The organism is Thalassovita sp. (assembly GCF_965218685.1).
Lineage (GTDB): Bacteria > Pseudomonadota > Alphaproteobacteria > Rhodobacterales > Rhodobacteraceae > Thalassobius.
Window position 1 is genome coordinate 1,095,396 of the sequence record NZ_OZ244657.1, and the last position, 23,035, is coordinate 1,118,430.

The 23,035-nt window shown below is 59.2% G+C and carries 20 protein-coding genes; 16 read left to right on the plus strand and 4 right to left on the minus strand.

Annotated features, from left to right (window positions below):
* Nucleotides 1–104 precede the first annotated feature (104 nt).
* Nucleotides 105–2,336, plus strand: a complete 2,232-nt coding sequence (locus tag ACOQOQ_RS05600; protein ID WP_420569151.1) for a response regulator — start codon at nucleotides 105–107, stop codon at nucleotides 2,334–2,336.
* On the opposite strand, the gene yaaA is transcribed toward ACOQOQ_RS05600, so the two are convergent.
* From yaaA to ACOQOQ_RS05615, 3 genes are all read right to left on the minus strand, one after another.
* Nucleotides 2,315–3,085, minus strand: coding sequence for a peroxide stress protein YaaA (yaaA, locus tag ACOQOQ_RS05605; protein ID WP_420569152.1), 771 nt, complete (start codon nucleotides 3,083–3,085; stop codon nucleotides 2,315–2,317). The two genes, ACOQOQ_RS05600 and yaaA, sit on opposite strands and share 22 nt — an antisense overlap.
* Before the next feature lie 26 nt (nucleotides 3,086–3,111).
* A complete protein-coding gene (recQ, locus tag ACOQOQ_RS05610) occupies nucleotides 3,112–5,151 on the minus strand; it encodes a DNA helicase RecQ (RefSeq protein ID WP_420569153.1) in 2,040 nt (679 codons plus the stop codon).
* Between the two features lie 71 nt (nucleotides 5,152–5,222).
* Nucleotides 5,223–5,510: a YggT family protein gene (locus ACOQOQ_RS05615; RefSeq protein ID WP_420569154.1), complete on the minus strand. Its 288-nt coding sequence runs from the start codon at nucleotides 5,508–5,510 to the stop codon at nucleotides 5,223–5,225.
* Between the two features lie 127 nt (nucleotides 5,511–5,637).
* Here ACOQOQ_RS05615 and ACOQOQ_RS05620 point away from each other — a divergent pair, with 127 nt between their 5' ends.
* From ACOQOQ_RS05620 to arfB, 6 genes are all read left to right on the plus strand, one after another.
* Complete coding sequence (locus ACOQOQ_RS05620) at nucleotides 5,638–6,180, plus strand: acyl-CoA thioesterase (RefSeq protein ID WP_420569155.1); 543 nt, start codon at nucleotides 5,638–5,640, stop codon at nucleotides 6,178–6,180.
* 78 nt (nucleotides 6,181–6,258) lie between these two features.
* Nucleotides 6,259–7,629, plus strand: a complete 1,371-nt coding sequence (locus tag ACOQOQ_RS05625; RefSeq protein WP_420569156.1) for an MFS transporter — start codon at nucleotides 6,259–6,261, stop codon at nucleotides 7,627–7,629.
* Complete coding sequence (gene mepA, locus ACOQOQ_RS05630) at nucleotides 7,608–8,522, plus strand: penicillin-insensitive murein endopeptidase (RefSeq protein ID WP_420569157.1); 915 nt, start codon at nucleotides 7,608–7,610, stop codon at nucleotides 8,520–8,522. Before ACOQOQ_RS05625 ends, mepA begins: the two co-directional genes overlap by 22 nt.
* Nucleotides 8,495–9,409, plus strand: a complete 915-nt coding sequence (locus tag ACOQOQ_RS05635) for an esterase-like activity of phytase family protein (protein WP_420569158.1) — start codon at nucleotides 8,495–8,497, stop codon at nucleotides 9,407–9,409. Before mepA ends, ACOQOQ_RS05635 begins: the two co-directional genes overlap by 28 nt.
* 64 nt (nucleotides 9,410–9,473) lie before the next feature.
* Nucleotides 9,474–10,109, plus strand: a complete 636-nt coding sequence (locus tag ACOQOQ_RS05640; protein ID WP_420569159.1) for a queuosine precursor transporter — start codon at nucleotides 9,474–9,476, stop codon at nucleotides 10,107–10,109.
* A gap of 253 nt (nucleotides 10,110–10,362) precedes the next feature.
* A complete protein-coding gene (gene arfB / locus ACOQOQ_RS05645; RefSeq protein WP_420569735.1) occupies nucleotides 10,363–10,785 on the plus strand; it encodes an alternative ribosome rescue aminoacyl-tRNA hydrolase ArfB in 423 nt (140 codons plus the stop codon).
* A gap of 63 nt (nucleotides 10,786–10,848) precedes the next feature.
* Here arfB and ACOQOQ_RS05650 read toward each other — a convergent pair whose 3' ends face one another.
* Nucleotides 10,849–11,763, minus strand: coding sequence for a rhodanese-related sulfurtransferase (locus ACOQOQ_RS05650; RefSeq protein ID WP_420569160.1), 915 nt, complete (start codon nucleotides 11,761–11,763; stop codon nucleotides 10,849–10,851).
* A gap of 108 nt (nucleotides 11,764–11,871) precedes the next feature.
* Here ACOQOQ_RS05650 and pncA point away from each other — a divergent pair, with 108 nt between their 5' ends.
* The 9 genes from pncA to ACOQOQ_RS05695 all read left to right on the plus strand — a co-directional run bounded on the left by pncA (nucleotide 11,872) and on the right by ACOQOQ_RS05695 (nucleotide 23,025).
* On the plus strand, nucleotides 11,872–12,474 hold the full coding sequence (gene pncA, locus ACOQOQ_RS05655; protein ID WP_420569161.1) for a bifunctional nicotinamidase/pyrazinamidase: 603 nt from the start codon (nucleotides 11,872–11,874) through the stop codon (nucleotides 12,472–12,474).
* A 61-nt stretch (nucleotides 12,475–12,535) separates the two neighbouring features.
* Nucleotides 12,536–14,740 (plus strand): ATP-binding protein, encoded by a 2,205-nt coding sequence (locus ACOQOQ_RS05660; protein WP_420569162.1) that lies wholly within the window; start codon nucleotides 12,536–12,538, stop codon nucleotides 14,738–14,740.
* A gap of 68 nt (nucleotides 14,741–14,808) precedes the next feature.
* Nucleotides 14,809–16,098: a nicotinate phosphoribosyltransferase gene (pncB, locus tag ACOQOQ_RS05665; protein ID WP_420569163.1), complete on the plus strand. Its 1,290-nt coding sequence runs from the start codon at nucleotides 14,809–14,811 to the stop codon at nucleotides 16,096–16,098.
* A 66-nt stretch (nucleotides 16,099–16,164) separates the two neighbouring features.
* Nucleotides 16,165–17,046, plus strand: a complete 882-nt coding sequence (locus ACOQOQ_RS05670; RefSeq protein ID WP_420569164.1) for a LysR family transcriptional regulator — start codon at nucleotides 16,165–16,167, stop codon at nucleotides 17,044–17,046.
* Between the two features lie 92 nt (nucleotides 17,047–17,138).
* Nucleotides 17,139–17,615 carry a formate dehydrogenase subunit gamma gene (locus tag ACOQOQ_RS05675; protein ID WP_420569165.1) on the plus strand — a complete coding sequence of 159 codons (477 nt, stop codon included), beginning with the start codon at nucleotides 17,139–17,141 and terminating at the stop codon, nucleotides 17,613–17,615.
* The gene (locus tag ACOQOQ_RS05680; protein WP_420569166.1) at nucleotides 17,612–19,129 is read left to right on the plus strand and encodes a formate dehydrogenase beta subunit; all 1,518 of its coding nucleotides are present in this window, start codon (nucleotides 17,612–17,614) and stop codon (nucleotides 19,127–19,129) included. Before ACOQOQ_RS05675 ends, ACOQOQ_RS05680 begins: the two co-directional genes overlap by 4 nt.
* Nucleotides 19,126–22,002 (plus strand): formate dehydrogenase subunit alpha, encoded by a 2,877-nt coding sequence (gene fdhF, locus ACOQOQ_RS05685; protein WP_420569167.1) that lies wholly within the window; start codon nucleotides 19,126–19,128, stop codon nucleotides 22,000–22,002. Before ACOQOQ_RS05680 ends, fdhF begins: the two co-directional genes overlap by 4 nt.
* Nucleotides 21,999–22,814 carry a formate dehydrogenase accessory sulfurtransferase FdhD gene (fdhD, locus tag ACOQOQ_RS05690; RefSeq protein ID WP_420569168.1) on the plus strand — a complete coding sequence of 272 codons (816 nt, stop codon included), beginning with the start codon at nucleotides 21,999–22,001 and terminating at the stop codon, nucleotides 22,812–22,814. Before fdhF ends, fdhD begins: the two co-directional genes overlap by 4 nt.
* Nucleotides 22,804–23,025 (plus strand): formate dehydrogenase subunit delta, encoded by a 222-nt coding sequence (locus ACOQOQ_RS05695; protein WP_420569169.1) that lies wholly within the window; start codon nucleotides 22,804–22,806, stop codon nucleotides 23,023–23,025. The genes fdhD and ACOQOQ_RS05695 overlap by 11 nt, the downstream gene beginning before the upstream one ends.
* Nucleotides 23,026–23,035 lie beyond the last annotated feature (10 nt).

A 23,035-nucleotide genomic window follows, 5' to 3' on the forward strand; every position in this document is an offset into this window, starting at 1 on the left:
TCAAGCACGGGAACATCACAAGCTTATCACGATTGTTAAGCGGATTTTCACGACCCATCGCCCAAGGTCAGAGCCAAGCGATTCTGAGCGGATTGGGTTAAAGGATGAGTCTTGCGCAAAAACTGGCAGAGGAAAGGCGAGCCAGGCTGGCAGCTGAACGCCTGCTGGAGCTGAAGCAAGCCGAACTTTTTGCAGCGAACCAGAAACTGGGACGCCAGGCCAAGGTCTTGTCCGAGGAAATCGTCGAAACGCGGGCGCAGGTTGAAAATTTCAGGAATGAAAACCAACAGGTGAAATCCGACCTGACCATCGCGCATGAAAAGGTCGAAATTGCCGAACGTCGCCTGTGGCACTCCATCGAAACGATCCAGGACGGCTTCGCCTTTTTTGATGCGGACAGCCAGATGATCGGCGCCAACCATGCCTATCTGTCTCATTTCGACGGTTTGGAAGAGGTCATCCCAGGCGTTCAATACGCCCGCATCCTGCAGTTGCTGACCGAAGAGGGGATCGTAAATATAGGTGACTACGATCCGGCAAACTGGCGTGCGATGATGCAACAGAGGTGGAACGCCCCCTCGCCCCCTCCTGTTATTCTAAGGCTTTGGAATGACACATATATCAAGCTTCTGGATCAACGTGGCCCGGCGGGCGATGTGGTCAGCCTTGCGCTCGATATCACGGATACGGTCCGCTACGAAGAAGAGCTGACCGTTGCCCGGGAAAAGGCCGAAGCGGCTTCGCGCGCGAAATCCGCGTTCCTGGCCAACATGAGCCACGAAATCCGCACCCCGATGAACGGTGTCGTCGGTATGTCCGAGCTTTTGTCGGACACCTCTTTGACGGACGAACAGCAACTTTTTGTCAACACGATCAAAAACTCGGCCGAGGCGCTGTTGGTCATCATCAACGATGTCCTCGATTACTCGAAAATCGAGGCAAATAAGTTGGTGCTGCACAACGAAGCCTTCGATTTGGAGCGGTGCATCCATGAGGTGATGATGCTGCTGCAACCGTTGGCGCGCGACAAGGGGATCGATCTGCTTATCGACTATGACCTGTTCCTGCCGACGATGTTCGAAGGCGATCCCGGCCGGATACGTCAGGTGTTGACCAACCTGGTGGGCAATGCGGTCAAGTTCACCGAAACCGGGCATGTCATGGTACGCATCGTGGGCTTCCAGCCCAGCGACACGCCCAGCACGCATATTCACATCACGGTCGAGGACACGGGTATTGGCATTCCCAGCCACAAGGTTGATCACATTTTCGGCGAGTTTAATCAGGTTGAAGACGAAAAGAACCGAAAATTTGAAGGAACCGGGTTGGGTCTGGCGATCACGCAGCGCCTGATACACCTGATGAAAGGCCAGATTTGGGTCGATTCTGATGAGGGTGTCGGATCCAGTTTTGGGTTCCGCATCACCCTGCCAGCCAGCGAAAACATGACGGAAATCGCTCCGGTTTTACCCGAACAATTGAAGAGGGTCCTGGTTGTTGACGATCTGACGATCAATCAAGAGGTTCTGGCGCGCCAGATGGAGATTTTGGGGATAGAAACAGTATGCTGTTCTTCGGGGGCCGAGGCCCTGGAGCGACTGGATGAGGGGTTTGACGTGGTCATGACCGACCACAATATGCCCAGCATGGATGGCATCGCGCTGGCCAAGAAGATCCGCCAACGCGGCAATGATGTGCCGATTTTGCTGTTCAGCGCAAACTCGACCTATGCCGAGATGGAAAAGGGCAAGAAATACATTCAGGCCATCATGACCAAGCCGACACCGCGGCGTGAACTCTTCGCGCGGCTTCGGGAATTAGGGGCGCAGCTTGACACAACGACACCAGCCGCGCCCGACCCTCCGGCAGAACCTTCCGAGCCGGCGGTTGTCGCGCAAGCGGACTCTGGTCAGCGTCGTATGTGCGTCCTTGCAGCCGAGGACAACCGGACCAACCGCTTGGTTCTGACCAAGATGCTGAAAAATGCGGATATTGACCTGCACTTCGCCGAGAATGGACATGAAGCGGTTGAGCTTTTCGAAGATCTGAAGCCGGATGTCGTTTTTATGGATATTTCAATGCCTGGCATGGACGGAAAAGAGGCGACCCGCGCCATCCGCTCGATCGAAAAGTCCAAGGGCGGCCACGCGCCGATCATCGCAATGACAGCGCATGCAATGGATGGCGATGGCGTGGATATTTTGGGGGCGGGCCTGGATCACTACTTGACCAAACCACTGCGGAAGACCGAAATTTTGCACATTCTGGCGCAGCATCAGCCCGAAGGCACCCGCCCGCCGATTTCTCCAAAAGATCAGCCCGCTTCGGCAAGTTGAACCGGACGAACAAACACAAGCTTGTCCGCTTCGGACATGTCCTGCCGGAACTGGTAACCGCCGATGTCGAAATCTTTCAGAGATGCGGGGTCAGTTAAACGGCGTTGAATGATGAAGCGGGCCATTGCGCCGCGTGCGCGTTTGGCGAAAAAGCTTACGATCTTGGGGCCATCCGGCTTTTCCTCCATGAACACGGGTGTGATGACGCGCAAGCCCAGGGCGTTCAGGTCGACAGCGCCGAAATATTCCTGGCTGGCGCAGTTGATCAACACGTCTGTGCCCAGTTGTTGCGCTTGTTTGGCCAAGGCATCGGCGATCTGCGTGCCCCAGAAGTCGTACAGGTTTCGACCGTGGGGGTTTTTCAGCCGACTGCCCATTTCCAGCCGATAGGGCTGGATTTCGTCCATTGGGCGCAACACTCCGTAAAGACCGGATAAAATCCGAAAATGGTCCTGCGCCCAGGTCATTTCGTCAGGGTCAAGCGAGGCAGCATCAAGCCCAATATATGTGTCCCCTGCAAAGGCCAGCGCGGCTGGTTTGCGCTCCATCTCGCCGAAATTGCGGAACCGGTCGGCGTTCAGCTTCGCCAGGTTCTCGCTGATATGCATAAGCTTCTGCAAATCGCCGACACTCAGGTCGCGCGCGATTGTGGCCAGTTCTTCAGCGCGGTCAGCGAAGGCAGGCTGAGTGGGGGCGGCCTCCACGGCCTTCATATCCATTTTTTTAGCGGGGGATACGACTATCAGCATGCTGGCTCCTTCGGTTTAGAATTTTTCTAACCGGCTTCCCGTAGAACGTCCAGAAAGGCCGCGCCAAATCGGTCCGCGCGGCGGTCACCCAATAGCCGCGTCATCGCGCCCACATCCGTGGGGCGCAGCTGCGCAACTTTCGCCAACAAAGACGCCGAGCAGCTGAGAGGTTTTTCCAGCCCGTCTTCACCACGCGCCAAATCGGCCTGCACCTCGAGCAAGCGATCATACAGCGGCCCGGCGTCACGCCCGGCCAGACGCATGCGTTGGGGGTGCAGTTCTTCGTTCGCGCCGGTGATGACTTGCAGAAACATCTGGCCGTACCGTTCGAGTTTCTTCGCGCCGACGCCGCTGATATGGGCCATTTCGTCCATGTTTCCGGGGCGTTTTTCGGCCATTTCGATCAGGGTTCGGTCGTTGAAGATCACATATGCCGGCACATTCGCGGCCTCGGCCAGGGCGCGGCGTTTGGCCTTGAACGCGGACAGCAAGGGGGCGTCTTCGTCGCTGACCAGAGCTTTGACAGCGGGCCGGCGCCCCGCGTTTTTCAACGAGTCCTTACGCAGTTCAATCTCGGCTTCGCCACGCAGGATGGGACGAGCGGTTTCGGTCATATGTAAGGCCCCGTGTCGTTCGGGGTTGGGACGGACAAGGTCGTGGCCCAGCATTTGACGGAAAATTGCTTGCCATTGGCGTTTGTCATATTCGCGACCGACGCCGAATGTTGGCAGGGTGTCGTGACCTTTTTCGCGAACGCGATCTGTCAGATTGCCCAGTAGGATGTCGATCAGGTGGCCTGAACCGTACCATTCCTCGGTGCGTAAGATCGCTGACAAAGCCATGCGGACGGGTTGAGTGGCGTCGAATACTTCGGGGGGGGTGTCGCACAGGTCGCAATTTCCGCAGCTGACCTGGGTCTCGCCAAAATAGGACAGCAGGGTCGCGCGGCGGCATTTCAGGGCTTCGGCCAGACCCAGCAGGGCGTTCAGGCGGCAATGATCCGCAGCGCGGCGTTCGGGCGGGGCCAGGCCTTCGTCAATCTGAGCGCGGCGCAGCCGGACATCCTCGGGGCCGAACAGGGTAAGCGTTTCAGCAGGCGCCCCGTCCCGGCCAGCACGGCCGATTTCCTGATAATACGCCTCGATGGATTTGGGCAAATCCGCGTGGGCGACCCAGCGGATATCGGGTTTATCGACGCCCATCCCGAAGGCCACGGTGGCCACGACGATCAATCCGTCCTCTTGCTGAAAGCGGGTTTCGGCATGGCGCCGGTCGTCCGGGTCCATCCCGCCGTGATAGTGGCAGGCAGCGTGACCGGACTCGCGCAGGGCCTTGGCTAAGGATTCCGTTTTCGCGCGGGTGCCACAATAGACGATGCCGGATTGCCCTTTGCGGGCGGCGGCGAAATTCAGAATCTGCTGACGCGGGCTGTTCTTGGCACTGAAAGCCATGTGGATGTTGGGCCGGTCGAACCCGCGCAAAAAGGTCTGAGGTGACTGGTCGTCAAACAGGCGTGTGACGATCTCGGCCCTGGTTTCAGCGTCGGCGGTGGCGGTAAAGGCGGCGAGCGGGACGTTCAACGTGCGGCGCAACTCTCCGATCCGCAGGTAATCGGGCCGGAAATCATGGCCCCACTGGCTGACGCAGTGGGCCTCGTCCACGGCGATCAGCGATACGTTGATCCGTTGCAGCATGCCCAACGCGGAGCCCGCGGACAGACGTTCGGGCGCGATATAGAGCAGTTTCAGAGTGCCCGCCTCGATCGCGTCCCAAACGGCATCGGTTTCCTCGGGGGTGTTGCCGCTGGTCAGGGCCCCGGCCTCGACCCCTGCCTCGCGCAGGGCGCGAACCTGGTCGCGCATCAGTGCGATCAACGGCGAGATAACGACCGTTATGCCCTCTCGCATCAGCGCAGGCAGTTGGAAACACAGCGATTTGCCGCCGCCCGTGGGCATGATCGCCAGTACGTGCTGACCTGCGGCGACGGCCTCGACCACCTCGGCCTGACCTTGGCGGAAATCATCGAATCCAAATACGTCCCGAAGGATCTGGTGGGCGTGCGTCATTTTTCTCTGCGCGGCTATATCTGCTCTGACAGAGGTTTTCCCACACTATAGGTAGTGGGACAAGTCCCGGATCAGTAGAAGGCCGAGATGTTGTTGACCAGAATGATCCGCAACGCATAAACGCCCAGCAGAACGACCAGCGGCGCCAGGTCCAGACCGCCCATCGGGGGCAGTATGCGGCGAATGGGGCCATAGAGCGGCTCAAGGATGCGATTCAGCCCGTACCAGATTTGCGCAACGAACTGCTGTCCAAGGTTCAGTACCTGAAAACTGATCAACCAGCTCATGATCACATGGGCAAGAATGAAGAACCAGACAACGTCCAGAATAAGCATCAGGATTTGAAACAAAGACATCATTGGCGGGGGCCCTCTTGGTTGATCGCCCCACAGGTAAGCACTTGGACCGCCAAGGGCAAGCGTTGACGCGCCGTTTCGGTTGACCTTGCCCGAACACGGGCGCATCCGGGATACAAAGGAGCCCGCCATGTACCCTGTCCTGCGTTTCGTCAAAGAGTTCATCAAGTTCCGCAAGGCTCCGGCCCTGCCATTCGATGGCACGCACGTGTCGCACCACATGTGCATGCCCTGGGACATCGATTTGTGGATGGAACTGAACAACGGCCGCACACTGACCCTGTATGATCTGGGGCGGATGGTCCTAGCCCAACGGGCGGGATTATTGGGCGCGATGAAGCGCAACCGCTGGGGTATGACCATGGCCGGAGCTTGCGTGCGCTATCGCCGCCGCATTCGGGTGTTTGATGTCGTGGAAATGCGGTCGCGTGCGGTGTGCTGGGATGAAAAGTTCATCTATATCGAGCAGTCCATGTGGCGAAAGGACGGTGAATGCGCCAACCACATCGTCTATCGCTCTGCGGTGACCAGCAAGAACGGGATCGTGCCGCCCGCTCAAGTGGCCAAAGACATCATGGGCAAAGAGCCCGACGTCAAAATCCCAGACTGGATTGCCAAGTGGATCGAAGCCGAAGCATTGCGCCCCTGGCCTCCCATGCAAGATGACAAATAGGCATTCCAGCAGGATTGACTTGCCAGCGTTACATAGCGCCTGTCATAAGAAAAAAGGACTTAGGGGGACGGAGACGTCATGAGCAAGCGCATATGGGGATGGTTCTTTTTTGATTGGGCCAGTCAGCCGTACCACACGGTGCTTGTCACCTTTATCTTCGGACCTTTTTTTGCCGGCATCGCGGCCGAGTACTATATATCCCAAGGTCTTAGCGAAACTGCTGCAGATGCGCAGGCGCAAAGCCTTTGGTCGATGGGGCTGACGTTTTCGGGGCTGATCATCGGGCTGGGGGCACCATTGATCGGGGCCTTGGCCGACACGGCAGGCAGGCGCATTCCCTGGATTTTTGGGTTTTCGGCTATGTACATCCTTGGGGCGGCGGGGCTTTGGCTGGCTAACCCGGATGGCTCGAATATGCTGATGATGCTGGTGCTGTTTGCGTTCGGTTTTATCGGTGCGGAATACGCATTGATCTTTGTGAATTCTCAGTTGCCGGGATTAGGCAACAAGGATGACGTCGGAAACATTTCGGGGTCGGGCTTTGCCTTTGGATACGTTGGGGGGCTGGTCGCATTGGCCATCCTTTTGGCTTTGTTTGTCGAGCAGCCTAATGGGAAAACGCTGATCGGGCTGGACCCGGCCTTTGGGCTGAATGCCGACCAAAAAGAGGGGACGCGTATCGCGGGCCCCTTCACCGCGCTTTGGTATCTGGTGTTCATGATCCCCTATTTCATGTGGGTCAAAGACCCCAAAACGACCGGATCCCGCGCCAGCTTAAGCACTGCGCTTGGCAAACTGGGCCAATCGGTGCGTGGGCTGAAGAAACGTGTCAGCCTGTCCAGCTATCTGGGCTCGTCCATGCTGTATCGTGACGCGCTGAACGGTCTTTATGGCTTTGGCGGCACCTATGCCAAGCTGGTGCTGAACTGGGAGCTGGTCTCGATCGGGGTGTTCGGCATCGTAGGCGGTCTGTCTGCTGCTGTGTTCAGCTGGATCGGAGGCAAGGCCGACCGTGCCTTTGGCCCCAAACCGGTGATCAAATGCGCAATCTGGGTGTTGATCCTGGTCTGTATCACCATCGTCAGCATGGACCGGTCACAGATTTTCGGCATTCCGTTGCCCGATGGTTCAAGCCTGCCGGACAAGATTTTCTTTGTCTGCGGGGCCCTGATTGGTGGGATGGGCGGCGTGCTGCAAGCGGCCAGCCGTTCGCTGATGGTGCGCCACACTGATCCGGATAACCCGACCGAAAGCTTTGGGCTCTATGGTCTGTCCGGACGGGCGACCGCCTTTATCGCGCCAATGCTGATCGGGACGGTGACGGTGATGACGCAAAGCGCACGAATTGGCGTTTCCCCGCTGATCGTGCTTTTCCTTCTGGGGTTGATCTTGCTACGCTGGGTCAAACCCGAAGGAGATCGCGCCACATGGTCCGAAACATCCGCCTGATTGCCGCCGCCTTGTTGCTGGCATCCTGTACGGCGACGCCGACGCAGGAACGCCAGCTTTCGACAAAGCAATCCATCCCGCATTCGATGCAGGGTGTTGCTGCCAAGCAGTTGTTCGGCGCGCACGAGCATGGTTCGGATCAGAATGCCGAACCGCATGGCGGTTACGCCAAGGGCTGTCTGGCCGGGGGTGTCGCCCTGCCGGAAACCGGTCCGACCTGGCAAGCGATGCGGCTAAGCCGCAACCGCAACTGGGGCTATCCCGAAACCATCGATTTCATCCGTGATCTGTCTGCCAAAGCGGCCCAGCAACCGGGATGGAAGGGGCTATATATCGGTGACATCAGTCAGCCACGTGGAGGCCCGATGCTGACCGGGCACCGTAGCCACCAAATTGGAATGGATATCGACATCTGGATGTTGCCACCCAAACGATTGGACCTGACACCGGCAGAGCGCGAGAACATCTCTTCGATTTCTCTGCGCCGTGCAAATGGCGCCTACGTGAATGACCAATGGACCCGCCAGCATCACGAGATCCTTAAGGCAGCGGCGCAAGATCCGCGCGTTGCCCGGATTTTCGTCTTCCCCGGCGCCAAGGTGAAAATGTGCAATGACGAAAAGGGCGATCGGTCCTGGTTGCGGAAAATCCGGCCGTGGTGGGGGCACCACTATCATTTCCACGTCCGTCTGAACTGCCCCAAGGGTGCGTCGAACTGCGTGAACCAGAAGGCTCCGCCGGCTGGGGACGGTTGCAAGGACGCCGAAAAATGGGTGCATGATATCCTGAACCCTCCGCCGCCCAATCCGAATGCGCCCAAACCCAAGCCCCGCCGTGAACTGACAATGAGCGACCTGCCCAGCCAATGCGTTTCGGTCGTGCAGTCGCGATAGCGGCCGTTCTGGCCGTCATCGCGGCAATGTCCTTTGGGCATTTGCCATCCGGGCAGGCGCTGTATGTTGGCTCGGTCGACTTGCCTTCGGATCCGGGGCGGTTGGGAGGCTATTCAGGGTTAGAGTTGGGGCCGGACGGGCGCCAGATGGTGCTGATTTCGGACCGGGGGCGCCTTGTGCGCGGGCATTTGAGCCGCCAGAACGGCGCGCTCAGCGTTACCACCGGCCCAGCGATTTCTTTTCTGGACCGAAATGGCCGGCGGCTGAGCGGGACGGCCAATGACGCCGAAGGGCTGGCCATCGGCCCCCAAGGCGACATGTTCATCAGTTTCGAAGCGACCCATCGCGTGTTGCGTTATCCCGCTGGACAGACCCGCCCCATTCCAATGCCGCGTCACACCGCGTTTCAGAACATGCCGTCGAATGGCGGGCTCGAGGCTTTGGCAGTGGGCGCGCGCGGCGTGCTTTACGCTATCCCCGAACGGGTCTGGACCCGCAGCCGCCGCATCCCCGTTTTTCGCTTGGATCAAAACGGCTGGAGCGATTGGGCAACCTTTCCACGGGCCAAGGGGTTTCTGCCCGTCGGCGCAGATCTGGGCCCGGACGGGCGACTGTATGTTTTAGAGCGTCATTTCAAAGGGCTGGGGTTCGCCAGTCAGGTGCGCTCGTTCATTGTGACCGCCCAGGGTTTGGCCGATGAACGACTGGTGCTGCGCACGCGCGAACGGCAGCATGGCAACCTTGAGGGCCTGGCCGTCTGGCGCGATGATCTGGGCCAAATTCGTCTGACCATGGTCGCCGACAACAATTTTCTAAGCCTGCTGCCCAACACGATTGTCGAGTATGTTTTGCCGAAAACCCTTGCCAAACAGGGGAATCAGGACTAAACGCCGCCCGTTCCCGATGGTCGGGAACCATGTCGCCGCTACCATGTAAAAACGGATCAAAATAATGAACCGCACCCATATTCCTGGCATCATTGCCATGGCCATCGTTGTTGTGGCCTCGAACATCCTTGTTCAGTTCCTTTTCGGCCAATGGCTGACCTGGGGCGCCTTTACCTATCCGATCGCCTTTCTGGTGACCGATGTTATGAACCGCGTCTATGGCGTGGGCCCCGCGCGCAAAGTCGTTGTGGCCGGGTTCGTCGTTGGCGTCATCTGCTCGCTGATCGGCACCCAGATCATGCTGCAAGGCGATGGCTACACCTATCCCGCCGTGACGCTGCGGATCGCCATCGGCTCGGGTCTGGCTTTCCTGACCGCGCAGCTGGTGGATATCTCGGTCTTCAACCGCCTGCGCGAGGGCCGCTGGTGGCGCGCGCCCCTGGCATCGACCCTAGTCGGCAGCTCGCTGGATACTGCGATCTTTTTCACTATCGCCTTCTCGGCCGGCCTGACCGGGCTGGAGCCCGGCAATGACGTGTCCTGGGCGAACGAAGCCCTGCCCCTGCTGGGCGCCGGTCCTGTTGTGCCGCTTTGGGTCTCGCTGGGCGTTGCTGACTGGCTGGTGAAACTGTCGCTTGCTTTGGTGGCACTTTTGCCTTTCCGCATCATCGTGGGGTCACTTACTGCCCGCACCACATGATTTTGTTTTGACATATGGCATTTCTGTGCGAATCTGTTGCTATCGAAACATCAGAAAGGAGGTGCTCTTGTGTCTAATGGGATCATGGAGAACGGTGTCGGGACAGTTCGGAGGGGGATTACCTGAGGCAGCCCTCGGGCAGAAATCTTCTGAATTGGTGAGCATCTAACCAGAGCCACCTCCTTAAATCTCTGAGGGCCGCACCACATCGGGCGGCCCTTTTAGTTTGCCAAAGCTCGGGCTAAAAATGGCCATGCTACGCGTCACCGATCAAATCACAATTCAAGATTGGGAACTGACCGAACACTTCGTTCGGGCCAGCGGTCCCGGTGGGCAGAATGTGAACAAGGTCAGCACGGCCGTGGAATTGCGGTTCGAAGCGGCGCGCTCACCATCCCTGCCTGATCCGGTAAAGGCACGGCTGAAACGCTTGGCCGGACGCCGCTGGACCAAAGAGGGCGCGCTGATCCTGCAATGCGACGAGACCCGCAGCCAGGCCCGCAACCGCGAGATCGTCCGCCAACGCCTGGCCGAGCTGATCGAAAAGGCCTCGCATCGTCCTAAACGCCGCATCCCCACCAAGCCGACCAAAGCCAGCCAGCGCCGCCGAGTGGACGCGAAAAAACAGCGCGGTCAGGTAAAGGCCCTGCGCCGGAAAACCTCGGATCAGGACTAACGCCTCTCTTTGCTCTTGCAATACTCCGGGGGAGGCCGAAGGCCGGGGGCAGAGCCCCCAAGCCTACACGCCGATCTCGCCGCCCAGATGCGTCTCGCCGCGTTTCTTGGCCAACGCGATCTGTTTTTGCCGCTCGCGGAACCGTGCCTTATCGGCGTCGGAGGTTTCATCCACACAGTGATGGCAGCTGACGCCTTCTTCGTATTCCGGTCGCTTGGTGTCTTCGGGCAGGATCGGGCGGCGGCACGCATGGCACAGCAGGTGCGGCCCTTCGGCCAAACCGTGACCCACCGAGACACGGCCGTCGAACACGAAACATTCGCCTTCCCAGGTGCTGTCCTCGGCCGGAACCTCCTCCAGGTATTTCAGAATGCCGCCCTTAAGGTGATAGACATCCTCGATCCCCAGCCCCAGCAGGTAGTTGGTGGATTTTTCACAGCGGATGCCGCCGGTGCAGAACATGGCGATCCGCTTGTTGTGGAACCGATCTTTGTTGGCCTCCCACCAAGCGGGGAATTCGCGGAAACTGGCGGTCTCGGGGTCCACGGCGCCCTCGAACGTGCCGATAGCGACCTCATAGTCGTTGCGCGTGTCGATCAGCGCCACATCGGGGCTGCGGATCAGATCGTTCCAATCCGCGGGTTCAACGTAATGGCCAACCTTGGCGCGCGGGTCCACGTCGGGTTGACCCAGTGTTACGATCTCTTTCTTCAGCTTGACCTTCATCCGGGGGAACGGTTGTTCGGACGCGGTGCTTTCTTTCCAGTCCAGATCGGCACATCCGGGCAGCGCACGGATATGGGCCAGCATGGCGTCGATGCCCTCGCGCGATCCGGCGATGGTGCCATTGATCCCCTCATGTGCCAGCAGCAGTGTGCCGGTGACGCCTTTGGATTTGGCCAGCGTCAGCAAAGGCTCACGCAGGGCAGTGTGATCAGCGAATGGGGTGAAGTGATAGAGAGCGCAGACTGTATACATACAAGGCGATTTACGCCTGTTCCCCCGCATCCGCAAGATAGGCAAAGCGCCACATGATTGACGCAGGGCAGGACGCGCCTTACCCCTTTCAACCAAAGGAGAGCTGCAATGACCCAAGCCCTGATCGTGATTGACGTCCAGAATGATTTCTGCCCCGGGGGTGCGCTGGCCGTGCCTGAAGGCGATCAGATCGTGCCGGGGATCAATGCGTTGATGGAGAGGGCCGACGCGGTGGTTCTGACGCAGGATTGGCACCCGGCTAAGCACCTTTCCTTTGCGTCGCAACATCCGGGGGCCGAGCCGTACGGCCTGACGCAGATGCCTTATGGTCCTCAGGTTTTGTGGCCGGATCACTGCGTCCAAGGCTCGCTCGGGGCCGCGTTCCATGCGGGGCTGAACACCGATCAAGCCCAGTTGATCATTCGCAAGGGCTTCCGTCCGCAGATCGATAGCTACTCGGCCTTCTTCGAGAATGACCAGACAACGCCGACGGGGTTGGAGGGCTATCTGCGGACGCGCGGCATCACGGATCTGACCATGGTTGGCCTGGCTACCGACTTTTGCGTGAATTTCTCGGCGCTGGATGCCGCGCGTTTGGGCTTCAAGGTCACCGTGCGGCTGGATCTTTGCCGAGCCATCGATCTGGACGGCTCGCTTGGCGCTGCGCTGAGCGCGATGAAACAAGCTGGGGTCGATCTGCTCTCGGAATAGTTTGCAGGTTGTTAACCATTGAGCAGGCATATTTCCGGGAACAGCTGGTGCGGATCCCAATATGCCCGAAAAACCTGCGATTACCGTCGAAGAATTCGACGCGCGTCATACGCCTCGTGGGCTGTTGATACGATATGCGCAGGGGCGTATGGCCTCGTTTTTGGCGCGCCAAGCGGTGACGCTGACGGGGTCAATCTTTTTGTGGCAGCTGGTCTCGGCGCAAGTTGCGCTTGTTGCGGGATTACTGGCCCTGGTCGGCGAAGGTATCGACTGTCTGACCCTTCGGTGGGTCAGCCGGAAACTGGATCACGGTCTGTCGCTGCGCCGTGCGAAGTTTCTAAGCACTATCAGCGGTGCGTGCCAGGCCCTAACCATCTCGATTTGCGTGGGGTTGGCCTGGGTCACGGCCCCCACGAATGGCAGCTCGTTCTTTTCACTGGCTTATCTGACGGGGGCGGTCATCAACGCGGGCATCGTCCTGCCCTATCACCGCCAAGTCACCGTTGCGCGGCTGGGGGTCTACGCTCTTTGCGCAATCGGGCTGTTTTCCTACGACGCATTCTGGCATCAACCTCAGCCGCTCAAGCTGATCTTCTATGACCTCGCGGGTGGGGTGATGATGGCCTACATGGCCTGGGTTTTCATCGGATACACGACCGCTGGCTTTGGGCGCCAGGTGAAAAACCGGCGCCAGCTTCTGAAGCATTCTGAAGCTCTGAGCCAAGCCTATGCCGATCTGCGCGAGAACCAGAAAGAGGCAAAAAAGCTGTCACTGGTTGCGCGCCATGCAATGGACAGCGTGGTTATGACCGACGCCAGAGGGCGCATTCAGTGGGTGAATGAAACCTTCATTAAAACAACAGGTTATTCTCTGTCCGAGGCAACTGGAAACACGCCGGTCAAGCTGCTGAACGGGCCTGAAACTGACCTTGAAGTCTCGCGCGGGATCGGTCGGGCTATTGTTCAGGGGCGGCCGCATCGGGCGGAAATTCTGAACTACACAAAGGACGGTCGGAGAATCTGGATCGAGACAAATATTGTGCCTGTGCTGGGCGAAGATGGGCAGGTTGAAACGGTCGTCGCGATCGATCGGGATATCACCCAGGCCAAACGACATGCGCAGGAATTGGCCCGCGCCAAATCTGAAGCCGAGGCCGGCGCGCGGGCGAAGTCCAGTTTCCTTGCAATCATGAGCCACGAGCTGCGCACACCGATGAATGGTGTGATTGGCATGGCCGATCTGTTGTGCGAAGCAGAGCTGCCAAAGGAATATCATGGCTACGCGCAAACCATCCGAGGCTCGGCCGAGGCGCTGCTTAGTATCCTGAATGATATCCTGGATCTTAGTAAACTCGAAGCCGGGCGCGTCGAGCTAAGCCCCGTCGATTTTGACCCTCGGGGTTGCCTGCTGGGCGTGATGCAACTGCTGCAGCCGCAGGCCGACGCAAAGGCTCTGTCGTTTGAGCTGGACGCCGAAGGGTTGCCTTCTGTCATGAACCTGGACGACTCGCGGCTAAGGCAAATCCTGTTGAACGTTATCGGGAACGCGTTGAAATTTAACGAAAAAGGCGCGGTCAGCCTGCGCGCAACCGTTTCGTATCAGGGGGATGGCGGAGTGCTGGTGATCGAGGTGGCAGACACCGGCATTGGTATTCCCCCAGATCGGCTTGGAACGATCTTTGACTCGTTCGCGCAGGCGGAAAACGACACCACGCGGCGCTTTGGCGGGACGGGGTTGGGGCTAACGATCTCTCGTATGCTGTCCGAAACCATGGGAGGGTCGATTACAGCCCGATCAGAGGTTGGAAAAGGCTCTTGCTTCACGATTTCGCTTCCATTTGCGCCCCCGCAGGGGAACGCCACGCAGCATGCGCTGCAGCCTGACGCCGAAATTCCGCGCGACCTTCGCATCCTTGTGGCCGAAGACAATAAAACCAACAGGTTACTCATTCAAAAATTCTTTCGAGACTTGGAAATTGACCTGCATTTTGCCCATGACGGCCGGCAGGCGGTTTCGTTGGCAGCCCAAATCAACCCGGATGTCGTTTTCATGGATATGTCGATGCCGCGCATGGATGGGCTGGCGGCAACCAGGAACATTCGCGCAGCACCCGGTCCCCAGCCGTATATCATCGCGCTGACCGCGAATGGGTTTGCCAGCGATCGGGATGCGTGCATGCGCGCGGGGATGAACGATTTTCTGACCAAGCCAATCCGCAAGGCAGACCTGATCCGCTCGCTTTCGCGGGTCGCGCAACCGCCCTGACGGATTGGGGGCTTGGACGGCGATTCCCTCTGGCGTATCAACAAGGGGCATGAACAAGGAATGTGCCCGTGGATATCGCCACTCGAGTTTGGAATCATAAGTGGAAGATCGATCCGATTGTCCGGTCACTGATCGATACGGATTTCTATAAGCTTTTGATGTGTCAGTCTGTTTTTCGAAACAAACCGACCACGCAGGTCTCCTTCAGCCTGATCAACCGATCCAAGTCTGTCCGCTTGGCCGAGCTGATTGATGAAGGCGAGTTGCGAGAGCAGCTGGATCACATCCGCTCGTTATCACTCAGTCGCGGCGAAAGCACTTGGCTGCGCGGCAACACATTTTATGGCAAACGCCAAATGTTCCGCCCCGATTTTATGGAGTGGTTCGAAAACCTGCGCCTTCCCGATTACCACTTGGAAAAACGCGACGGTCAGTACGAACTGACGTTCGAGGGCAGTTGGCCCGAGGTGATGCTGTGGGAAATTCCGGCGCTTTCGGTCTTAATGGAGCTTCGCGGGCGGTCAGTTTTGCATGACATGGCCAAGTTCGAACTGCAGGTACTCTATGCCCGCGCGATGACGCAGCTTTGGGAAAAGGTCGAGGCGCTTCGCAAGATCCCGGATTTGAAAATCGCCGATTTTGGGACCCGGCGGCGGCATTCTTTCCTGTGGCAAGATTGGTGCGTACAGGCCATGTGCGAGGGTCTTGAAGGCGCATTCGTCGGGACCTCGAACTGTTTGATTGCCAAGAACCGGGACTTGGAGGCAATCGGCACCAATGCGCACGAGCTACCCATGGTCTATGCTGCGCTGGCCGAGACAGATGCCGAACTGGCTCAAACGCCCTACCAGGTGCTGGAAGACTGGCAGGTCGAACACGAGGGCAACCTTCGCATTATTCTTCCTGATACATACGGCACCGAAGGGTTTTTGAACCGCGCGCCCGATTGGCTGGCGGGATGGACCGGCATTCGCATCGACAGCGGCGATCCGGCGGAAGGTGCCGAAACCGCCATCCGTTGGTGGCAAGGGCGCGGTGAAGATCCGAGAAATAAGATGGTCATTTTCTCGGATGGCTTGGATGTTGCAAAAATCGCCGAGCTTCAGGCCCAGTTTGCTGGCAGGTGCCGCCCCTCGTTCGGCTGGGGAACCTTGCTGACCAACGATTTTCGCGGTCTGACCCATGGTGATCGGCTGGCTCCGTTTTCGCTTGTTTGCAAGGCGGTCAGCGCCAATGGCCAACCGACCGTGAAATTGTCAGACAACCCGAACAAGGCGATGGGCCCCGCTGACGAAATCGAGCGCTATAAACGCGTGTTCAACATCGGCCAGCAAACGCGGCAAGAGGTTGTTGTCTGATCGACCTGTTTTCTGGAAGACATAATTGGTATTCTCTATCAAAAGTACGCTTTTTAAGAGGATAACATGATCCATAAGCTGGAAATGCTGATCGCGCTTTCCAAGGAGCGTCATTTCGGCCGCGCCGCTGAAAGCCTTGGGATCACGCAACCGACGCTTTCTAACGGGATCAAACAGCTCGAGGAACATCTGGGCGTCAAGCTTGTGCAGCGCGGATCGCGATTTGGAGGGTTCACGCCAGAAGGTAAGCGCGCCCTGGAACTGGCCCGCAATATTCTGCGTGAAACGCGGCGCCTGAAGGACGAAATGCGGTTCTCGCGCCAGGGTCTTTCGGGTCAAATTCGGCTGGCCGTGATCCCGACCGCCTTAACCTGGGCTTCGACCTTGGCGACGAAATTCAACGCCCAGCATCCCAATGTTAGTTTTTCGATCCTGTCGCGCAGCTCGGTCGAGGTGTTGCACATGATTGAAAACCTCGAGGTCGACGCGGGGATATCTTATCTGGATAACGAGCCTCTGGGGCGCATGACAACCTGCCCGCTGTACCGTGAAAGCTATACTTTATTGTGTCATAAGGACCATCCGTTGGCCGGGCGCACGGGGCTGCGTTGGCGAGACCTGCATGGGCTGAAGCTTTGCCTATTGTCCCCGGACATGCAAAACCGCCGTATCATCAACCGCAATTTCATGGAGGCGGGCCTAAGCCCTCAAGCGATGATCGAAAGTAATTCGACTGTTGTGCTGGTCTCGAATGTGGTCAGCGGCGATTGGGTCACGATCCTGCCAACCGACATGGCCACGTTTCTGTCTGCGGGGCATCCGCTGACTTCCGTGCCGCTGGCCGGAGGGGTGACGGACCATTCAGTGGGCTTGTTGGCCGCGCATCAAGAGCCGCAAACCCCGGTTATCGGGGCGCTGCTGCAAGCGGCCGAGCGGTTGTCGGCTTGATAGAGATTTTGAATGGCTTAACCATTTTGCAATATTGATTTATTATCAATCTGCTTCTAGCACCGAAGGTGGCGACAACACCCGAGGCTAGAATGACCCAGACCATGCCAACCCCCGGCGACGATGCAATTCGTGCGCTGATCGACGGCCAGCTCCACCTTGAAGGGCCCCTGCTGCCCATTTTGCACAGCCTGCAAGAAAGCTTTGGCCACGTGCCAAAAAACGCTGTCACGTTGATCGCAGACGCGTTGAATATCGGCAAGGCCGAGGTGCATGGTGTCGTAAGCTTTTACCATGATTTCAAGGATTTGCCCGCGGGTCGTCACATTGTGAAAATATGCCGCGCCGAGGCATGTCAGGCCGTCGGAGGCGAGGCCATCGGCCGCCATGCATTAGAAAAGCTGGGTGTGGAATGGCACGGCACCACCCAAAACGGTGCCGTCACGATCGAGCCGGTTTATTGTCTGGGCCTGTGCGCGTGTGCGCCGGCGGCGATGGTAGACGATAGGGTTGTTGGCCGGGTGAACACGGACAAAATCGACTCGATTTTGCAGGAGGTGGGCGCGTGAAAATTTATGTCTCCATGGACAGTGCCGCCAAGGCAGTTGGCGCGGACGAGGTGGCAGCGGCGATTGAAACTGCGGCTCGGACCAAAGGAATAGACGTACAGATCGTCCGCAACGGCTCGCGCGGGATGATCTGGCTGGAACCGCTGGTCGAGGTTGAAACCGAGGCCGGTCGTGTAGGTTTCGGCAACGTGACGCCTGGCGATGCCGGGGCGCTGTTGGACGGTGCGCTTCCTGATCTGGGTTTGGTCGAAGATATCCCGTTTTTCGCTCGTCAAACCCGTCTGACCTTTGCCCGCTGCGGGCGCACGAACCCCTTGTCGCTGGACGAGTATGAGGCCCATGGCGGTCTGGCTGGGCTGCGCCGTGCACTGGGGATGGAGCGCCCTGAAATGGTCGAGGAGATGAAAGCCTCAGGCCTGCGCGGACGCGGCGGTGCGGGGTTCCCCACCGGTATCAAATGGGACACGGTCAGCCAGGCCGAAGCTGATCAGAAATACATCGTCTGCAACGCGGATGAGGGCGACAGCGGCACTTTTGCCGACCGGATGATCATGGAGGGCGACCCGTTTTGCCTGATCGAAGGCATGGTGATCGCCGGGCTAGCCACCGGGGCGACCAAGGGCTTTGTCTATTTGCGCAGCGAGTATCCCGACGCGATCAAGGTGATGAACGAGGCGGTGCGAATCGCCCAAGCTCGCGGCGTTTTGGGCGGCAGCGTGTTGGGCCAGGGACCGGCCTTTGACATGGAAATCCGTGTCGGCGCAGGCGCCTATGTCTGCGGTGAGGAAACCAGCTTGCTGAATTCATTGGAAGGCAAACGCGGTATCGTGAGGGCCAAACCACCGCTGCCCGCCTTGGAAGGATTCATGGGCAAGCCAACGGTCGTGAACAACGTGCTGTCGCTGGCCACTGTGCCTGTGATCTTTGAAAAAGGCGCCGAGCATTACGCCAGCTTCGGACTGGGCCGGTCGCGCGGAACGATGCCCATTCAGTTGGCTGGAAACATCAAGCATGGCGGCCTGTATGAGACCGCCTTCGGCCTGCCCTTGGGTGAATTGGTGAACGACATTGGCGGCGGCACGGCATCGGGTCTGCCGGTCAAAGCGGTGCAGGTGGGCGGCCCGCTGGGGGCCTATCTGCCGACCGATCAGTTCGATACGCCCTTCGGCTATGAGGAATTCGACGGTCAGGGGGCGCTGATCGGCCATGCTGGCGTGGTGGTGTTCGACGAAGGGGCGGACATGCTGAAAATGGCCCGCTTCGCGATGGAGTTCTGCGCCGTCGAAAGCTGCGGAAAATGTACGCCCTGCCGGATCGGCGCAGTCCGCGGAATGGAGACGATCGACAGAATCGGCCAGGGCGACGCCAGCGCGGTCGAGTTGCTGACAGACCTGTGCGAGACCATGAAAGAGGGCTCGCTGTGCGCATTGGGCGGCTTCACCCCCTATCCGGTGATGTCGGCGCTGACGCACTTCCCAGACGATTTCCCGGTGGCCAAGGAGGCGGCAGAATGAAGGACTTTATCATCCCCTGGGACGACCGCGATATGGGCACCCCCGCCAAAGAGGGCGCGCCGGTCACACTGAATATCGACGGGTTCGAGGTCACGGTGCCCGAGGGCACATCGGTGATGCGTGCGGCTGCCGAGGCCGGCATTTCCGTGCCCAAACTCTGCGCCACGGATAGCGTCGAGGCGTTTGGGTCTTGCCGCCTGTGCGTGGTGGAAATCGAGGGGCGGCGCGGCACGCCTGCGTCCTGCACCACGCCGGTTTCGCCGGGCATGGTCGTACACACGCAATCGTCCAAAGTGCGCAAAATCCGCAAGGGCGTGATGGAGCTGTATATCAGCGATCACCCGCTGGATTGCCTGACCTGTGCCGCCAATGGCGATTGCGAGCTGCAGGATATGGCCGGAGCCGTGGGGCTGCGCGACGTGCGCTATGCGCCGGGGGAAAATCATTTTGAAACCCGTGCCGGGGACGCCCCGAACGCGCGCTACATCCCCAAGGACGAAAGCAACCCCTACTTCACCTATGATCCGCAGAAATGCATCGTCTGTTCGCGCTGTGTTCGTGCCTGCGAAGAGGTGCAAGGCACCTTTGCCCTGACGATCGAGGGGCGCGGATTTGACAGCCGGGTCAGTGCGGGCGCCTCGTTTGATGATTTCCTGTCCTCGGATTGCGTCAGTTGCGGTGCCTGTGTGCAGGCCTGCCCGACGGCGACCTTGCAGGAAAACTCGGTGATCGAGATGGGCGTACCGGACCGATCCATTGTTACCACCTGCGCCTATTGCGGGGTTGGTTGTTCCTTCAAGGCCGAAATGCAGGGCGATCAACTGGTCCGCATGGTGCCGCACAAACAAGGCAAGGCGAACCGTGGCCATTCCTGCGTGAAGGGGCGCTTTGCCTTCGGCTATGCCACCCACAAGGAACGCATTCTGAACCCTATGATCCGCGACAGCATCGACCAGCCTTGGCAAGAGGTCAGCTGGGACGAGGCGCTGGAATTCGCGGCCACCCGGATGCGCGGCATTCAGGAAAAACACGGGCGGCGCTCGGTCGGGGTGATCACCTCGTCGCGTTGCACGAATGAAGAAACTTTTTTGGTGCAGAAACTGACGCGCGCCGTGTTTGGCAATAACAACACCGACACTTGCGCGCGGGTGTGCCATTCGCCTACGGGCTATGGGCTGGGTCAGACCTTTGGCACCAGCGCGGGCACGCAGGATTTCGACAGTGTCGAGAAAACCGACGTGGTCATCATCATTGGCGCCAACCCCACGGATGGGCACCCGGTGTTTGCCAGCCGTCTGAAAAAACGTTTGCGCGCAGGGGCCAAGCTGATCGTGGTCGACCCGCGGCGGACGGACATTGTGCGCTCGAACCATATCGAGGCGCAGCATCATTTGGCCCTGCGTCCCGGCACCAACGTGGCCGTTGTGACCGCTTTGGCCCATGTGATCGTGACCGAAGCGCTGTATGACGAGGCCTTTATCCGCGAGCGTTGTGACTGGGACGAGTTCCAGGAATACGCCGAATTCGCCAGCGACCTGCGCCATTCCCCCGAGGCGGTTGAAGAGCTGACCGGGGTCCCTGCCAAGGAACTACGCGGCGCGGCCCGTTTGTTCGCAACGGGTGGCAACGGGGCGATTTATTATGGTCTGGGCGTGACCGAACACAGCCAGGGCTCGACCACCGTGATCGGGATTGCCAACCTGGCCATGCTGACCGGAAACGTGGGCCGCGACGGGGTGGGCGTGAACCCGCTGCGTGGGCAAAACAACGTGCAGGGGTCGTGCGATATGGGCTCGTTCCCGCATGAATTGCCCGGATATCGCCACGTAAAACTGCCCGAGGTCCGCGCGATTTTCGAAGAAGCCTGGGGCGTTGAGATCGATCCCGAACCCGGCCTGCGCATCCCCAACATGCTGGACGCGGCCGTGGATGGCACGTTCAGGGGGCTGTACTGTCAGGGCGAGGATATCCTGCAATCGGACCCCGACACCAAGCACGTCGCCGCCGGGCTGGCCGCGATGGACTGCGTGATCGTGCATGACCTGTTCCTGAACGAGACCGCGAATTATGCGCATGTGTTCCTGCCGGGCTCGTCTTTCCTGGAAAAGAACGGCACCTTCACCAACGCGGAACGGCGCATCAACATGGTGCGCAAGGTGATGGCGCCCTTGAACGGGTATGAAGACTGGGAGGTCACGCAGATGCTGGCCAACGCCATGGGAGCTGGGTGGAATTACACTCACCCCTCTGAAATCATGGAGGAAATCGCAGCCACTACACCCAGTTTTGCCGGTGTCACATATGACAAAATCGACGAGATGGGCAGCATCCAATGGCCCTGCAACGACGCTAATCCAGATGGCACCCCGCTGATGCATGTGGACGGGTTCGTGCGCGGCAAGGGGCGGTTCATCCACACCGAGTATGTGGCCACGGACGAACGCACCGGCCCGCGCTTCCCGCTGTTGCTGACCACCGGGCGGGTGCTTTCGCAATATAACGTGGGCGCGCAGACGCGGCGCACGGAGAACGTGGTTTGGCATGATCAGGACGTTCTGGAAATCCATCCTCATGACGCCGAAAACCGTGGGGTCAAGGACGGGGATTTCGTCAAACTGGCATCGCGCTCGGGCGAGATTACCTTGCGCGCGCAGATCACCGATCGCGTCAACCCCGGCGTTGTCTATACCACCTTCCACCACCCCGACACACAGGCCAACGTGGTCACCACGGACTTCAGTGACTGGGCCACGAACTGCCCGGAATACAAGGTGACGGCGGTGCAGGTCAGCCCCTCGAACGGGCCGACCGACTGGCAAGAGGACTATGCCGCCCAAGCCGCTCGCGCCCGCCGGATCGAGGCGGCGGAATGAGGCCCCCGGCCGCCTCCTTGTCCGGTCTGTCCGTCCAGCGCGACGGGCAGCGCCGCGTCACGCGCTCGTTGCCAGAAGAGGTGCCGGTAGCGCTGGTTTTCAATGGGGAAACGCAGGCGGTGATGATGGCCACGCCCGCAGATCTGCGTGACTTTGCCGTTGGATTTGCATTGGGCGAGGGAATTATTTCACGCATCTCTCAGATTGAAGCCCTTGAAATTGTGGAGCATCCGCAAGGTGTCGAGGCGCGGATGCTGCTGGAGGACGGCGCCTCGAAGGATCTGCAGGCGCGGCGGCGTGCCATGACCGGTCCGGTTGGATGCGGGCTGTGCGGAATTGACAGCTTGGATCAGGCTGAACGTGAATTGCCCCACGTTAATTCCGATCTGCGGCTGAACTCTGATGATCTGGCCCTCGCCAGCACTGCATTACGAGCCCACCAGCCGCTGCATGACCAAACCCATGCTGTGCACGCCGCCGGGTTTGTGCAGCCCGGGCTGGGGATTATCGCGGCGCGCGAAGATGTCGGGCGACACAACGCCTTGGACAAGTTGATCGGCCAGCTGGTGCACAGCGATATCAACCCGGCCACAGGTGCGATCGTCATGACCAGCCGCCTTTCGGTCGAGCTGGTGCAAAAGGCCGCGCTGGCCGGGTGCCCTGTGCTGATCGCCGTTTCGGCCCCCACCGCACTGGCCGTGCGCACGGCCCAAGCGGCTGGCGTCACGCTGGCGGCTTTTGCCCGTGGTGGCGGGTTTGACCTTTATTCACATCCCGAACGTATCGAAACCGGAGCCACAGATGTCGCCTGAAAAAATGATCACGATGGCCAACCAGATCGCCACGTTTTTTGCGACCCAACCGGGCGAAGATCAGGCGCAGCGTGTCGCCGATCACCTGAATGATTTCTGGGAACCCCGGATGCGTGCTCAGCTGGCGGCGCATCTTGAAACGGGCGGCGAAGGCCTGGACCCATTGGTGGTTCAAGCCGCAAGCCTTCTGCGCGTCCCCTCGGACGGGTAAGCGCGCGCTT

Bases quoted from the DNA above. Each gene is read 5' to 3' on its own strand.
- ACOQOQ_RS05600 (WP_420569151.1), top strand. From the start codon at position 105: ATGAGTCTTGCGCAAAAACTGGCAGAGGAAAGGCGAGCCAGGCTGGCA.
- yaaA (WP_420569152.1), bottom strand. From the start codon at position 3,085: ATGCTGATAGTCGTATCCCCCGCTAAAAAAATGGATATGAAGGCCGTG.
- recQ (WP_420569153.1), bottom strand. From the start codon at position 5,151: ATGACGCACGCCCACCAGATCCTTCGGGACGTATTTGGATTCGATGAT.
- ACOQOQ_RS05615 (WP_420569154.1), bottom strand. From the start codon at position 5,510: ATGATGTCTTTGTTTCAAATCCTGATGCTTATTCTGGACGTTGTCTGG.
- ACOQOQ_RS05620 (WP_420569155.1), top strand. From the start codon at position 5,638: ATGTACCCTGTCCTGCGTTTCGTCAAAGAGTTCATCAAGTTCCGCAAG.
- ACOQOQ_RS05625 (WP_420569156.1), top strand. From the start codon at position 6,259: ATGAGCAAGCGCATATGGGGATGGTTCTTTTTTGATTGGGCCAGTCAG.
- mepA (WP_420569157.1), top strand. From the start codon at position 7,608: ATGGTCCGAAACATCCGCCTGATTGCCGCCGCCTTGTTGCTGGCATCC.
- ACOQOQ_RS05635 (WP_420569158.1), top strand. From the start codon at position 8,495: ATGCGTTTCGGTCGTGCAGTCGCGATAGCGGCCGTTCTGGCCGTCATC.
- ACOQOQ_RS05640 (WP_420569159.1), top strand. From the start codon at position 9,474: ATGAACCGCACCCATATTCCTGGCATCATTGCCATGGCCATCGTTGTT.
- arfB (WP_420569735.1), top strand. From the start codon at position 10,363: ATGCTACGCGTCACCGATCAAATCACAATTCAAGATTGGGAACTGACC.
- ACOQOQ_RS05650 (WP_420569160.1), bottom strand. From the start codon at position 11,763: ATGTATACAGTCTGCGCTCTCTATCACTTCACCCCATTCGCTGATCAC.
- pncA (WP_420569161.1), top strand. From the start codon at position 11,872: ATGACCCAAGCCCTGATCGTGATTGACGTCCAGAATGATTTCTGCCCC.
- ACOQOQ_RS05660 (WP_420569162.1), top strand. From the start codon at position 12,536: ATGCCCGAAAAACCTGCGATTACCGTCGAAGAATTCGACGCGCGTCAT.
- ACOQOQ_RS05670 (WP_420569164.1), top strand. From the start codon at position 16,165: ATGATCCATAAGCTGGAAATGCTGATCGCGCTTTCCAAGGAGCGTCAT.
- ACOQOQ_RS05675 (WP_420569165.1), top strand. From the start codon at position 17,139: ATGACCCAGACCATGCCAACCCCCGGCGACGATGCAATTCGTGCGCTG.
- fdhF (WP_420569167.1), top strand. From the start codon at position 19,126: ATGAAGGACTTTATCATCCCCTGGGACGACCGCGATATGGGCACCCCC.
- fdhD (WP_420569168.1), top strand. From the start codon at position 21,999: ATGAGGCCCCCGGCCGCCTCCTTGTCCGGTCTGTCCGTCCAGCGCGAC.
- ACOQOQ_RS05695 (WP_420569169.1), top strand. From the start codon at position 22,804: ATGTCGCCTGAAAAAATGATCACGATGGCCAACCAGATCGCCACGTTT.